Consider the following 14,794-nt stretch of genomic DNA (forward strand, 5'->3'; position numbering starts at 1 on the left):
TTCTTCTCAACTTTTCTGCGTTCTTCTCAACTTTTCTGCGTTCTTCTCAACTTTTCTGCGTTCTTCTCAACTTTTTTCGTTCTTCTTAAATTAGAATTTTAGAGTATAGTATTGTGTACGATCGTTTTGCGATGTACCATGCCACTCTAATAATTCTTTATCAGCAAGATTTTTAAGTAGCTTCCTACAAAATGTTGAACCTTTTTCAATAAGTTCTGTTGCCTTTTTTGTAGTTATTTTTTGCCCACTATTATACATAAAATATATAATAGTTTTTTCATCTTGACTTAGTTTATTAAATTCCGCTTCAGAAATGTTATCTTTAATTCTATCTATTGTTCTAATACTTCTATTTAAGACATTATTTTCTAAAATTAATAAAACACTACTATTAGGTTCTGCATATTTAGGTTCCTTTAGAAACAACTTTTCCATTTCAGAATATATTCTCTTAACTCCTTCATTCATTTCTTTTACCCATCCAAATTCACATAAAATTCTTGCAATTCTTGGATTCCTTGAATATCTTTGGTTTAGAATATTTTCCACGGTTACAATATTAGGTAGTAACCCGGGACTATGTATTTCTAACCTATCATCAAATATTAACACCTTAATATGCTCCCCACGGATAGCATAATTCCGGTGAGTCAAAGCATTGACTATTCCCTCAAACCATGCAAATTCTGGATACTCTGGCATTATTTTAAATTTTCCATCTTTATCTAAATACTGAAAATCTCTTAGTTGTGTGTTAATAAATTCTCTTACTTCTCTAATAACGTTTGGTATAGCTTTATCAAATGTTTTTTCCTTAATGATATTTATTTCTGTACCAACCTTTTGATACATACCACTATATTTAATAACTCTTAATCTTGCCTGTGGTAAAAATTTAGAAGGGTTATTCCCAAATAGCAAAAGCCCCGCATTAGTCAGTTTGCCATTAATCATTAAATTTCTAGCTTTCAACACTTCTTCATTAGAAAGCCCTTCTATTTTCAAGATTTTCTTATAATCATCAATAAGTCCGTCATCTATATCTTCTATGCTTGATAATTGAACCACTTCATCCTCAAAATATCTTTGTCCTCTATCATACTGCAATTGAAGAATCTGCTCAAAATTTAATTCTATAGATTTATCATTTTGTCGAAGAAAAACTTTTCCGTTATAAGATTTTATAACTCTATCTGTAGAAATATCTACTGATATTACCAATATCTTATCATCAATACCTGTATTATTTTTTACATCTAAAATATTAAATGTGGGATTTATTGGTGTTTCTTTTAGTTCAGTTAGAAATATATTTCTATACTCATCGATCGAATGAGCACCTTTATAATTAAACCCCGTAATCATCCCATCATCTTCAATTCCTATCACTAATTGCCCACCCTCTGCATTAGAAAATGCAACCAGATGCTTTAAAATATCTAAAGGTTTAATTCTAGCACTTTTTCTGTCAAAAAATTGATTCTCGTTTTCAAAACAATAAAAGGATAATTTATTCAATATATTAGTATTCATTATTTTCTCCTCAACTTAAACATATATTTAGTATTATACTACAACATCTTAGAATACTTCAGCCTATCTAAAATAGCTTCTTCGTTTTCAATTGTACACTGTGGAACTTTCCGGTTCTAAACTTTTGGAATATTATAGTGTTCTCTAACTTCTAAACCATACTTTTCTTAACTTGTACAATGTACAGAGTAGATACTTTAAACCTAAACTTTCCCCAAAAATCGTTTTGGATTTATTTATATGTTACCTTACTTTCAGCACTTGTTAAATCGATATCATCCATCATAAGTTCTACAATAATTTATTTTTTAGAATCTAGTTTTGAAAGCAACACAACTGTTTCAATCGCTGTCGTCATTGGGAACATATCCACTGGTTGAGCATACAGTGCCTGATACCCTTTTTCTTGGAATAATGCTAAATCACGTGCTAATGTCGCAGGATTACAGCTAACATAAACAATTTTTCTTGCTTTAGTTTTAACAGCTGCATCAATAAAGGCTCCATCTAATCCTTTTCTAGGAGGATCGACTACAATTACATCTGGTTGTAATCCTGAGTCTACCCAAGTTGGCATAACTTTTTCAGCTGCCCCCACTTCAAATGTTACATTGTCAATCTGATTGATTCGAGCATTTTCTTTCGCCATTTGAATGGCATCCGGTACAATTTCCATGGCATAAACTTTTTTAGCACGTTTAGCAAAAGCTAAACTCATTGTTCCGATTCCACAATAAGCATCCACTACTGTTTCATCTCCAGTTAATCCAGCTGCTTGAACGGCTTCATGATACAACACTTCCGTTTGAATCGTATTCACTTGGAAAAATGAACGTGAACTAATCGCAAAGGTAAATTCCATTAATTCTTCTTGGAAAGCATCTTCTCCAAATAATACTTTCTTTTGAGAACCCATAATCACATTTGATTGATGCGGTTGAATATTTTGGACAATAGACACCACTTCTGGTAATTGCTGAGTAATTTGCTCTACAACTGCCTCTTTTTGAACAAACTTCTCTGTACGAGTGACTAAAATAATCATCACTTGAGAAGTGCGCAATCCTCTACGCACAATAATATGACGTAAATCGCCGGTATGTTTCTCTTCATCATAAGCTTCAATTGCATATTTTCGTAAAATATCTCTAACGACTAAAATAATACGATCAATTTCTGGATCTTGAATATGAAAATCTTCCATTGGAACTAAGTCGTGTGAGTTTTTCTTGAAAAATCCTGTTGTTAATAATCCATTCACCATTCTGACAGGGATTTGCGCTTTATTCCGATATCCAAATGGATGTTCCATTCCAATTGTTGGACGAACTTCTAACTCTGGCATTTTCGCAATTGTATTCATGACATGTTTCACTTGTTTTTGTTTGAAGGCCAATTGAGCTTCATATTTCATATGTTGTAAAGGCATTGTTCCCACTCGAGTTCCATTTGGATCCACTAATGGAATACGATCAGGACTCGTCGATAACCATTCGACAACTTTGGCATAGCCAAATTTTTTCCCCACTTTTAAAACATGAACTACTACTTTTTCTCCAGGCAGCGCATTTTCAATAAAAAGAGGAAATCCATCGACTTTCGCAACACCCATTCCTTCATACGTTAAATCATCAATTTGTACTTCTATACGGTCATTTTTTTTCATCTCTATCCTCACTCACTACTATTTATCTGACTTATTATAGCTTATTTTTGGATAATTTTATAGTGAAGTGAGAAATTCAAACTAAATAATTTGGAAAGATTTGTCAAGGACATAAACAAAATTTCTTTGATAAATTTATATCTTCTCTGTTTCTCTCTTGATTAACTTCAGTATTTTATCTTTGTATGTTTCGCCTGTGCTTTCTTAAAATGTTGATTTACAGTATATTTTGTTTTTCCAATATCCATTATTAGCTGTTTATGTTGTAGTTTTTTTATATCTCTTTTTTCTTCTTCCATGTGTCCTCCTTTCCATTTTTAGAAAAAGAAAAAACAGTAAACCTTTTTCGATTTACTGTTTCATAAGTTGCTATATTATTGTTTTTATTTAATTGTTTTACTTTAACAAACTGGGATTTGTAACTATCTTTTTTTGAACAAATATCTGTACATTTACTATCAGAACCCGTGAAATTATATCGTAATTATTTTAATACACTATTCAATTACCAGCTCTACATAATCCCCATCTTCCTTATTGTATACATGCTTATTTACGATTCCAAGTAGTTTCTGTATATCTTCCATATCTGAAGCCGAAAATTCCAAATAACAAGTCTCATCACTGGTATAATTCAAATCTTCATAAAAATCCTGAATCGCCACATAAAATTTATCTAAAATATCTTCCAATGGATATTGGGAAATGTTCCTCGGACTAACTCCTTCTCCTAATTCTGGTTCTTGAACAAATTTTAATGAAGTAACAAAGCAATCACTTTTCATAAAATCATCATACGTTTTATAGATATGTTCTGCTACCTTTTCGTAATCAGCTTTGTTATATTTTTCATGTACAAAAATATCTATATTTTTCATCTCAACCTCCTTAATGGGGTGTGAAAATTATCATTAGTCTCACACAACTTCTAATTTTTATTTATCTACTTCAGCTTTTTTAGTAATTCTACAAAAGGTACTTTATTATTATCTTTTCTAAGCGAAATCAAATCAAAAACAGAATCAACATCTAAATCAAACATTACGGATTTCAAACTAATTGTCATAAAATTCATATCTTGATAATGTTTTTGGACCCCTAGTCCATCCAACTTTAGTAAGAAACTATAAATAGTAATAAATTTATTCTAGATTGTATCATTATTTATGCTTATTTTCTCTTTGGTTTCATTTTCATTGGTTTCATTTGCAGCCTTTCGTATCAAATAATGATTATCTACTAATCCCTTCTTTATAATATAGTTCTTTTTTGTATTATCTTTAAAATCTAATTCATAGAGACCATATATTATTTCAATTTTAATCTGATATATCTCATTATCCATCATTTTAGATAATTGATTTAAGGCTAACTCTTTATATTTAGACTTACATAACATTATTAGTGTTCTTGTAGCTTGCACTCTTATATCTTTTTCATTATGAGAACTCAAGCCTATTGAATACTGAATAATTGTAGATAAAACACTATCCTCTAATTTGTCAAAGTCTACATTATACAAAAATGATTTTAAAGTTTCAAATGATTTTATAATTTCTATTTCTGATTTTTGAGAAAATATTGCCATTTTAGAAAGAACATTCGAAAAATCATATTTATTGAAGCATAATTGTAACATCATAAAGCTAAATTCTAAAGTACTTAGAGATGCCTTTTCAAAAAACATTTCCTCGCGTCCGCACAATACTAGTTCTTTATCTTCTATTATTGAGTAAAATGTTGAATCCAATTCTTTTTCATAAGGATATTTGTTCTTCAGGTAAATGAATAGTTCAATTGCTCTAATCTTGTCTCCAATAGTCTGTTTTTCTTCTCGCAATGTTCTAACAATAGAAGATAATATTGATTTTATATGTTTTGTATCTAGCTTTAGTTTATCAAACTCTATAATATTTCTAATTGTTTTATAGGGGTCATCAGCATATCCAATTATAGTTCCATTCTTTCCTTGCTCTTTATTACGTTGATTAATTCTTTCAACATACCTATTAATATGCTTGTATGTTTCATCACCTCTGTTATGCTCTATCTCTAGTAAATATTCAGATAAGTAAAAGCTGTTCATACATTCTTCAATAGTAGTATCTAATAATTCAACATCTATCGTTATATTTTTCCTTAATACTATCAAGTAACTTGAAAGTACCTTGCAACCTTTTCTTATTTCTTCATTCTTTATCATATCAATTATCAATTCAAGTACTTTCTCCTGATTGATAGTAGATATTTTTGAATAATTAATTCTACTTAATACTTTTAATATATTATCAAAATATATCCTGAAGTTTTTTTCTATAAGAGTTATGCATACTTCTATAATTTTATTATTATCTATTCTAGATATATTATATATTAAAAATTCAAAGATATAGCTTGCTATACTTAGAATTCTATTTTTATCTGCAATCCATATATCAACCTCTTCAAACACTTCATATACATATGAAGTGAATAAATCATCACCGAAGTAGTAACCATAATGTTTTAAAATCAATAATTTTGAAATAAACCTCTTATGTGGAACTGGGATTAAATTTATTCCTGAAATCATATTCACAATATCTGTTGCATTTATCGTATCTGTACTTTGATTATAAGCTCTTATAATTTTTTCTAATTCTTTATCATTTTGTTCCATTAATAATAATTTAATAAGAAAAATGTACATATTATGATCATAATACAAAAAATTTAAGCTTGAAAGTATACTAATCATTCTATCTCTAATTAACAACAGATGTGTTAGAGAACCATAAGTCATTGATAATATAAATGACTTAGACACATCATCAAGAATATCATCAACTCCTTCAAAATGTGTTGTATATGGAGAATCTACCTTCTGAGCCATTAACCTTTTAAGCAGCTTTTGTGATAAACTACCTGTACATCTATCAAGTAATGGATAATATACATTTTCCTGATTTTCTTCCAATAAAGTTTGTGGTTTCATTTCTAACGAATATTGATTATTTATCTCATCTTGCAAGACAATAATATTTCTCCAATCTATTAAAACATCATTGGAAAGCCAGTTTGGTATTTTATCATTATTAATCGATTCATTGTATGCATTTTCTAATTCATTGGCACATTCATCTAATTCATTTGAAAAATATGCTTCTATAGCTCTAACTCTATATGTAATAAAAGACTTCAAGTAAGATTCATGTCTATTACATAACTCATTTGCTAAACTAGAATAATTAATCGGTATATTTGTATGGTGACCTAATAGATTTGAAAACATTATACTAAGCGATTTATCTAATTTAAAATCTAATCTTGAACTTTCTTCTTTTTTTGTATTAAATATTATCTCTTTAGCTACATTTCTCGTCATAGTAAATCCTTGAAAAAGTTCTTTATCAATAATATAGTTATTACTTATAACGTTTATCTCTTCTGTATCTTCATTAATAGCAAAATCAACGAATTGTTCTCTACAATAGTTTCTATAAATATCAACAACATCTCTCATTATTCCAGTATATACTTTTTCAATAAAGTCAGAAAACTCGTGAACTACGTCATATTTTTCTCTAAAACTATCTCGTATTTCTAATTGTAGTTGTGTAGGTTCCTTTTTATCTTCATCACAGAAAATATATAATGCCCTCTTTTTTAATTCTCTAGCCCGTTTTTGTTCCTTCAAGACAGCCTCCGACACATCATCCTTATTATCTATCAAGAACACGCATAAATCCGAGTCATCTAGTTTTGTGATATAACTATCTATTACATGTTGGCTTGATGGCCCTTGCTCTTCAAATATAAATACTTGAACTATATTTGTTTCTGATAATAAAGATTTTAAAGCCTTCCTTACCAAAGTATATCTTCCACCACATTTTGAGCTAATAAATACTTTTACTTTATATTCAATGGTACCATCTCTCATCTTTCAATCCCCCCTTTAATCTTGCGTATATAACATAATAAATAAGCATATTATTATCTTACCATTGTTCCCTTTATTTCTGAATTCGTTCAAAGATTTCCCTTTTGACAAATTATATGTGAGCATAGTGGTATCCCCGCACCGTGTAAAGTGAAGTCATCAAAATCATGTTTAATGTATTGACTGATACGCAACACATTGCCAACCCTATTTAACAAATCATATATAACTCATTTATCCATTTAACTATTCAAGATATTAATTTTCTTTCTTAATACACTCTACTATTTCTTCAATATTACAGTCTAAAGCATTACAAATTCTAAGCAAGACATCCGTAGTTACATTTTGCCCGTTCTTCATTTTGTAAAATGTACTTTTACTCACTTTTGCCTTTTCCATCAATTCATTATTTGTCATATCTAAATCAATTAGTTTTTTGAACAATCTTTTATAACTAAAAACCTTCATTCTTATCCTCCGTTCAAGAAACCTAAATTTAATATATTATACCATAAAATACACTTTTTTCATAAATATGTTCTCTTTAATCGAACTCACGCAAATAAAAATGTAAAGTTTCAAAGTAATTTCTAGTTAAGTATCAAAACTAGAACTTAGATTGAGAATTTACCAAAAAAGGTATTTTGACTATACAGTCAAAATACCTAATTCGTAACGTACTCCTATTATGATCCTTCCACAAGAATAGACTTTTCACTGTAGTATTAATAATAAAAACCACATCCAGTGGTTTTTATTATAGGAAATTTTGAGACCTAGGCTCAAAATTTAGGCATGAGATTCGCTTGCGAAGCTGCTGCCGTCCTTTACTACAGCACGAAAGTCTAATTCGCCTTACACAGCTTTTCTTGTTAGTTTTGCTAAAAAGATTTCTTTTCGTGTTGGATTTAATACAATTAAGTTTACTAAGAACAACCCTACTAACCAAGCTAACGGTACACCAATCGTTTCAAAACTTAACTCAAAACTTTCTTTTGTAAAGAAGTCTACATAAACTCCCATAAATGTATAATGAGCAATTTTTGAAACAGTCTCACTCAATCCAGAGAATAATGGTAAAAATGAAATAGCCATCATAGGTACTAAACCATTCACTTGCGCTTGTGATTGAGTATTAGAAAGAGAAGCAATTAATAAGTTTAATAATACAACACATAGCCCTACAACAATCGCTACTACAAAATATGCTCCCCAATGTTTCCCAAAGTCTGCATCTACAATCATTGGAAAACTTACAATCGTTACAAGACCAATAATAACTGGATAAAATAGTGCAGATAATAAATATTCTCCATTTCTAACACCACTGAGTAATAAAGATTTCAAGTTTTTCTTTTCCTTATCTTCTGCAATTGTTAAAGAAGTTAAACTTCCTAGCGAAACTGAGAATGCTAATGATAAACACATGAATACCATATATGAAGAATGTAGTCCATCCTCATTCATAAATTGGTTGTATAAGACTAATAATCCATACGGTAATAAAATCGTTGCTAATAAAGTGCTGTTACTTAATAATACTTGTGTGCGTAGCCAAACTAAGGCAGTTAATCGTTTAATCATTTAATTTCTCTCCTGTCAATTGAATAAATATTTCTTCTAAAGTTGGTTCACATGAGTGAATCGCAACAACTTGTGCTAGATCTGTTTGTCCTAATTCTTCAAAAGTAATTTGTGTATGTGTTTCATCTGCGAATGTTAATTGAACTTTTTTCTCGTGATTATATTTTTGAATAATCGAAGAAGGTGTGCCGTATTCAATTAAATGTCCTCGGTTCAATAAACTTAGACGGTCACATAATAATGTTGCTTCGTTCATATCGTGAGTTGTTAAGAAAATCGTTGTTCCTGCTTCTTTTAGTTCTAATAATAATTCATGGATTTTCTTAGAAGTAGTTGGATCTAATCCGCTTGTTGGCTCATCTAAAAATAATACTTTTGGCTTATTGATTAAAGCTCTTGCTAGAAACATTCTTTGTTTCATTCCTGTCGATAATTTCTCTGCTGCTAAATTTTTACTATCGTATAAATCGACTTGTTTTAACACTTCATCTACTCGTGCATTTGGTTTTCCATATAATTTTGCGTAAGCTTGTAAATTTTTATACAGGCTTAGTTTTTCATAAAATCCACTCGTATCACTCACTAATCCGATTAGTTCTAAATCTGCTGGAGTTAACTTCTCAGACACTTTGCCTAACAATTCTGTTTGCCCGTTATCAGCATTTAATTGTCCCGTTAAAATTTTAATCATTGTTGTTTTCCCTGAACCAGATGGCCCTAAGAATCCAAAAATTTCTCCTTTCTTCACTTCAAAAGAAATTTCTTCTAAAGCAACTTTTTGATTAAATTTTTTTGTAACGTTTTTTACAATAATCATGTTTATCCCCTCTTTACTAATTTCCTAACTGATGAATTCATTATAGAAAATTTTTCTTTATTCCAGTAGTGTCTTGAGTCACTACCTACCATGACTTTAGTCACGAATTCTCATGCAAATCGTCACGACAAAAAAGCATACCGAAATCGGTATGCCTTCCCTAGTATCCATTTAACTTTCTACCACAATATGCCTCGATACGATAATATAACCAATAGAACATATAGTAATTCAAACCCTATAAAGAGTTTTTTCATTTTCACACACATCGCTACATATTCACGAATAAAAGCGGATGGAATATAATAACTGGCAGTGGAGCAACCTAAACCATCCCCCTGCATTCCAATTTGACGAGCATAAGTACTCGTACGAAATACATGATAATCATTTGTTACAAATAAAAATCGAGGATTTTTAATCAATTGCTCTCCTATTTCTTTAGAGAACAATAAATTTTCATAAGTTGTTGTAGATTTTTCTTCTAATATAATAGCTTCTTTTGGCACATCTGTATGTTCCACTAAATAGTTATACATCGCTTGTGCTTCAGATATTTTTTCATCACTACCTTGTCCACCACTGGAAATAAGTCGAATATGAGGATTTTTGGATTTTTGAAATGCTTGTACAGCCTTATCAATTCTCTTTTTTAGAAGAGGCGTAACTCTTTCCCCATCTAACAATCCGGCACCATGAATAATAATAAAATCATAATGCTGTTTCTTCGGCACCCATAAATAGACAAACGAGTACATCATAAATCCTACAAACGCAAATCCAAAAATAATATAAGAATAAATGATAAACATAAATAGTATATTAATCCACGGATTATAAATGAAAAAATTATTTGTAACTAGCCCAACTCGAATCCACATAAAAACAAAGAATAATAAAATTACAATCCCCATAATAGGAGAAAGAAGATTCGCTTTAGAAAAACCTTCTTTTTTTAACAAAATAAAGCCATTAATGATTAAAAATAAACCACTCAAAAGAATCAGAACAGGAATGAGTAAAATTCCTACTATCATCACCAAATGAGCATTTTCATACCCAAAACTAAAAAAGAGATTCGCAATGGATAGATATAAAAACAACACTTCAATGACTAATAAAGCTGGATTCCATAAACTGCGATTATCCTTCCACATAGAAAAAAGTAAGGCAATTAATACGAAAATCGTAACTCCATATAAAAACATACTAACCTACTTTCTTACTCTGCTAAAATTTTTTCAAAATCAAAAACTTCACCTTTTTGTTTATCGCTTAAAATTAAAGCAATCACGATCCCTACTAAAGCTGGAACTCCCCATCCTAACGATAAAGTAGAAAATGGTAATTGGTTCATCATAGTAGATAATGCAGATAGTTTTAATGTGTCTCCTAATACTGTTAATACGGATACTAGAACTGTCAATCCAACTGTTAATTGCATTCCGATTTTAGAAAGAGGAACAAATTTATTTAAAAGAATTAATATAACCATAATAATCGTAATTGGATATAAAATTAATAATACCGGCAATGAAAACTTAATTACTGTATTTAATCCTAAATTAGAAATTCCAAATCCAATGAAAGAGAAAACTGTTGCATATACTTTATAAGAATATTTAGGGAATAATTCTTCAAAGAACTCTCCAGTTGAAACAATTAATCCAACCGTTGTTGTAAAGCACGTTAAGATAACCATTGCTCCTAAAAATACTTGTCCAAATACTCCAAAAATATCTTTGGAAGCTGCTGTTAAAATATAAGAACCTTTATTAACTGTTTCATCTGCTAATACATCTGCAGGCACTGTAAAATGATTTCCTAAATTAGCTAATCCTAAATATAAAATACTAAAACCTACAGCAGTTACTAAACCTACTCCAATAATGGTTTTTGTAAATTCTTCTTTTGAAGAAAAATGGAATTTTTTCAATGTATTTACTGCTACCACACAGAAGGCAACAGAAGCTAAGGCATCTAATGTATTGTAGCCTTCAATAAATCCATTCCCAAACGAACCACCATTTTGATAAGCTGTTGCTGCTTGCATTGGTGCTACTCCTGCATATTTAATCGCTCCTAATAATACTAAGACTAAAATTAACCCTGCAAATAAAGGTGTTAAAATTTTCCCGATACTATTTAAAATCGTTGAACGATGAATCGCAATCCAATATGCTGCAACAAAGTATAATACTGTATATATAAACAATGATAAAGTGCTTGAAATTCCCATTGAGGCTAAAGATGACTCAAATGGCTGAATACTAATCGAATACGAAACAGTTGCTGTTCTTGGAATTGCAAAAAATGGTCCAATTGACAAATATAAAACAGCTAAAAATGCTACTGCAAATACTTTATGAACTTTACTTTCTAATTCATGTTTAAAACTTCCATTACTCGTTGCGCCTACAACTAATGTTATAATGGGAATACCGACGCCTGATAAAATAAATCCCGCAATCGCCGGTCCGAAATACTCACCAGAAAATAACCCTAATGAAGGCGGAAAGATTAAATTTCCTGCTCCAAAAAAGAAACCAAATAATAATAAACCTGTCAATAAGCCCTTTTTCATCTTACATTCTCCTTTTCTCTTATAATATGCGAAAGAGTACGTTGTAAAGCAACGTACTCTCCCTACAATAACTGTGTCTACTCATTATGAAACAAATGAACCATTTGGCATTTCTTGTGGAGCTAAGACTACTTGTAATACTCCATCTTTTTCTGCCGATAAGATCATTCCTTGACTAATTTGTCCTCTCATCTTACGTGGTTTTAAGTTTGCCACAATCACTACTTTTTTACCAATAAACTCTTCTGGATTTGGATACCATTGAGCGATACCAGATAAAATCTGACGATGTCCACCAGCATCTCCTGCATCTAATCGGAATTGTAATAATTTATCTGCACCTTCCACTGGTTTACAGTCAATAACTTCTGCGACTTTTAATTCCAATTTATCAAAGTCATCGTATTTAATCGATTCTTTTTCAGATGTTAATTCCACTTCTTCTGGGTTCCACTCTGTTGCTACTTCTTCTTTAACTGTTCCACCCATTTTCCCTTGAATATAAGCAACTTCTTCTTCCATATCTAAACGTGGGAAAATTGGTTGCCCTTTTTCAACAACTTTTGTTCCAGTTGGAATCACTCCAAATGTATGAAGTGATGGATAATCACGTAAAGCTTCGTCTTGAATTCCTAATTGTGCTAAGATTTCTCCTGGTGTTTGTGTTAAGAATGGTTGTAAAGCTACCGCAATAATACGTAAGCTTTCTGCTAAGTAACTCATTGTACAAGCTAATTCTTCTTGACGAGCTTCATCTTTTACAGCTGCCCATGGAGTTGTTTCATCAATATATTTATTTGTACGAGAAACAAATTTCCAAATTGCAGATAATGCAACTGAGAATTGCATTTCTTCCATCGCAGCTTCTACTTCTTCAATCATCACTTTTGAAGCTTCTACTAATTCATGATCAAAGCTTGAAACAGGTGCTGAATATGTTGGAATTGTTCCATCGAAATATTTATTAATCATCGCTACTGTACGGTTTAATAAGTTCCCTAAGTCATTTGCTAAGTCATAATTAATTCTTTCTACAAATGATTCTGGAGTGAAAATACCGTCTGAACCAAATGGTACTTCACGTAATAAATAGTAACGTAAAGCATCTAACCCATAACGTTCAATTAATGTGTTAGGATCAACAACATTTCCTTTAGATTTAGACATTTTACCGTCTTTCATTAATAACCAACCATGTGCAAAAATTTTCTTCGGTAATGGTAAGTCTAATGCCATTAACATAATTGGCCAATAAATCGTATGGAAACGAACGATTTCTTTTCCGATAAAGTGCACATCTGCTGGCCAATAACGATTGAACAATGTCTCATCATCACTTCCATAGCCTAAAGCTGTAATATAGTTTGATAACGCATCAATCCATACATAAATGACATGTTTTGGATCATTTGGTACTGGAATTCCCCAGTCAAATGATGTACGAGAAACGGCTAAATCTTCCAAACCAGGTTTAATGAAATTATTAATCATTTCATTTTTACGAGATTCTGGTTGAATAAATTCTGGATGTTCTTCATAGTATTGTAATAGGCGATCTGCATATTTACTCATTCTGAAGAAATAAGATTCTTCCTTCACTAATTGAACTTCATGGCCACTTGGAGCCACTCCCCCAATCATTTTTCCATCTGCATCACGATACACTTCGACTAATTGAGATTCTGTAAAGTATTCTTCATCACTTACAGAATACCAACCTTCGTATTCACCTAAATAAATATCACCATTATCCATTAATTTTTGGAAAATTTTCTGTACAGATTTTTTATGACGAGGTTGTGTTGTACGAATAAAATCATCATAAGAAACGTCTAATTTTTTCCATAAATCTTGAATACCAAAAATAATATTATCAACAAATTCAATTTCACTCACGCCTGCTTCTTGAGCTTTTTGTTGAATTTTTTGTCCATGTTCATCTGTTCCTGTTAAAAAGTATGCATCATAGCCTTGTAATTTTTTATAACGAATCATTGCATCACTTGCTACAGTTGTATATGCATGCCCGATATGTAATTGTCCACTTGGGTAATAAATTGGTGTTGTTAAATAAAAAGTTTTCTTATCTTCCGCCATTTGGCAGTATCCCCCTTAAATTTATAGATAGTGTTATTTTACCATAACGATTCCTAGAATTAAACCACTAACTCTTTTTGAGAACAAAGCATTATTGTCGATCTTCTTTAGGTGAAAAAGCCCAAAATCTTTGTCCGATATAATTAAATGCAACAAATAAAACCATCCCTACCAATAACGCAATATTCCCTTGTATATTCGTAGAGAATCCTGATAATAACCATGCAACAAATGGCTTTGCTAATCCATAAGCAAGAACGTAACAAATGGTAATGTTCACGATAAATTTCCACAATGTATTCCAATCATGGCCTTTTTGCTGGAAAGTATATCGCTTATTCAAGAAATAACTCACGATGCTTCCCACTATATAATTCAACGCACTTGAAATCCAATAACTCCACGCTAATACATTGAAGCAAAAAAACATAATTGCTGTTCCAACAAGTGTATTGACGACTCCTACTAATATAAATCTTAGAAAAGTCGCATCAAAAAAAGATGATAAAATTTTTTTCAAAACTTTTCCTCCCTATAAAAAAGAGGAGCGCTACGCACTCCCACTTTCTAATCTATTCGTTATCGTTT

At 30.8% G+C, this 14,794-nt stretch carries 12 protein-coding genes; all 12 read right to left on the minus strand.

The annotated features are described in order from the left end of the window. Window positions 1-90: 90 nt before the first annotated feature. Complete coding sequence (locus RWR88_RS00955) at window positions 91-1,533, minus strand: ATP-binding protein (RefSeq protein ID WP_314450110.1); 1,443 nt, start codon at window positions 1,531-1,533, stop codon at window positions 91-93. Window positions 1,534-1,834: 301 nt separating this feature from the next. Then, window positions 1,835-3,199 carry a 23S rRNA (uracil(1939)-C(5))-methyltransferase RlmD gene (gene rlmD, locus RWR88_RS00960; RefSeq protein WP_314450113.1) on the minus strand — a complete coding sequence of 455 codons (1,365 nt, stop codon included), beginning with the start codon at window positions 3,197-3,199 and terminating at the stop codon, window positions 1,835-1,837. A 167-nt stretch (window positions 3,200-3,366) separates the two neighbouring features. Then, window positions 3,367-3,498, minus strand: a complete 132-nt coding sequence (locus tag RWR88_RS00965; protein ID WP_314450115.1) for a hypothetical protein — start codon at window positions 3,496-3,498, stop codon at window positions 3,367-3,369. A gap of 198 nt (window positions 3,499-3,696) precedes the next feature. After that, on the minus strand, window positions 3,697-4,077 hold the full coding sequence (locus tag RWR88_RS00970; protein WP_314255854.1) for a hypothetical protein: 381 nt from the start codon (window positions 4,075-4,077) through the stop codon (window positions 3,697-3,699). Between the two features lie 269 nt (window positions 4,078-4,346). Further along, complete coding sequence (locus RWR88_RS00975; RefSeq protein WP_314450116.1) at window positions 4,347-7,121, minus strand: hypothetical protein; 2,775 nt, start codon at window positions 7,119-7,121, stop codon at window positions 4,347-4,349. 258 nt (window positions 7,122-7,379) lie between these two features. Further along, complete coding sequence (locus RWR88_RS00980) at window positions 7,380-7,592, minus strand: helix-turn-helix transcriptional regulator (protein WP_314450118.1); 213 nt, start codon at window positions 7,590-7,592, stop codon at window positions 7,380-7,382. A gap of 387 nt (window positions 7,593-7,979) precedes the next feature. Then, window positions 7,980-8,708 carry an ABC transporter permease gene (locus RWR88_RS00985; RefSeq protein WP_314450120.1) on the minus strand — a complete coding sequence of 243 codons (729 nt, stop codon included), beginning with the start codon at window positions 8,706-8,708 and terminating at the stop codon, window positions 7,980-7,982. Next, window positions 8,701-9,525, minus strand: a complete 825-nt coding sequence (locus RWR88_RS00990) for an ABC transporter ATP-binding protein (RefSeq protein ID WP_314450121.1) — start codon at window positions 9,523-9,525, stop codon at window positions 8,701-8,703. The genes RWR88_RS00985 and RWR88_RS00990 overlap by 8 nt, the downstream gene beginning before the upstream one ends. Window positions 9,526-9,704: 179 nt before the next feature. Continuing rightward, window positions 9,705-10,733, minus strand: a complete 1,029-nt coding sequence (locus tag RWR88_RS00995) for a YdcF family protein (RefSeq protein WP_314450122.1) — start codon at window positions 10,731-10,733, stop codon at window positions 9,705-9,707. Window positions 10,734-10,747: 14 nt separating this feature from the next. After that, a complete protein-coding gene (brnQ, locus tag RWR88_RS01000) occupies window positions 10,748-12,109 on the minus strand; it encodes a branched-chain amino acid transport system II carrier protein (protein WP_314450124.1) in 1,362 nt (453 codons plus the stop codon). Between the two features lie 84 nt (window positions 12,110-12,193). Continuing rightward, the gene (metG, locus tag RWR88_RS01005; protein WP_314450126.1) at window positions 12,194-14,206 is read right to left on the minus strand and encodes a methionine--tRNA ligase; all 2,013 of its coding nucleotides are present in this window, start codon (window positions 14,204-14,206) and stop codon (window positions 12,194-12,196) included. 91 nt (window positions 14,207-14,297) lie between these two features. Further along, window positions 14,298-14,726, minus strand: coding sequence for a GtrA family protein (locus RWR88_RS01010; protein WP_314450128.1), 429 nt, complete (start codon window positions 14,724-14,726; stop codon window positions 14,298-14,300). Window positions 14,727-14,794 lie beyond the last annotated feature (68 nt).

Origin of the sequence: uncultured Granulicatella sp. (assembly GCF_963528195.1) — a bacterium.
Lineage (GTDB): Bacteria > Bacillota > Bacilli > Lactobacillales > Aerococcaceae > Granulicatella.

What these genes read in the sequence shown, in the direction of transcription:
- RWR88_RS00955 (WP_314450110.1), bottom strand. Translation starts at nt 1,533, where the DNA reads ATGAATACTAATATATTGAATAAATTATCCTTTTATTGTTTTGAAAAC.
- rlmD (WP_314450113.1), bottom strand. Translation starts at nt 3,199, where the DNA reads ATGAAAAAAAATGACCGTATAGAAGTACAAATTGATGATTTAACGTAT.
- RWR88_RS00965 (WP_314450115.1), bottom strand. Translation starts at nt 3,498, where the DNA reads ATGGAAGAAGAAAAAAGAGATATAAAAAAACTACAACATAAACAGCTA.
- RWR88_RS00970 (WP_314255854.1), bottom strand. Translation starts at nt 4,077, where the DNA reads ATGAAAAATATAGATATTTTTGTACATGAAAAATATAACAAAGCTGAT.
- RWR88_RS00975 (WP_314450116.1), bottom strand. Translation starts at nt 7,121, where the DNA reads ATGAGAGATGGTACCATTGAATATAAAGTAAAAGTATTTATTAGCTCA.
- RWR88_RS00980 (WP_314450118.1), bottom strand. Translation starts at nt 7,592, where the DNA reads ATGAAGGTTTTTAGTTATAAAAGATTGTTCAAAAAACTAATTGATTTA.
- RWR88_RS00985 (WP_314450120.1), bottom strand. Translation starts at nt 8,708, where the DNA reads ATGATTAAACGATTAACTGCCTTAGTTTGGCTACGCACACAAGTATTA.
- RWR88_RS00990 (WP_314450121.1), bottom strand. Translation starts at nt 9,525, where the DNA reads ATGATTATTGTAAAAAACGTTACAAAAAAATTTAATCAAAAAGTTGCT.
- RWR88_RS00995 (WP_314450122.1), bottom strand. Translation starts at nt 10,733, where the DNA reads ATGTTTTTATATGGAGTTACGATTTTCGTATTAATTGCCTTACTTTTT.
- brnQ (WP_314450124.1), bottom strand. Translation starts at nt 12,109, where the DNA reads ATGAAAAAGGGCTTATTGACAGGTTTATTATTATTTGGTTTCTTTTTT.
- metG (WP_314450126.1), bottom strand. Translation starts at nt 14,206, where the DNA reads ATGGCGGAAGATAAGAAAACTTTTTATTTAACAACACCAATTTATTAC.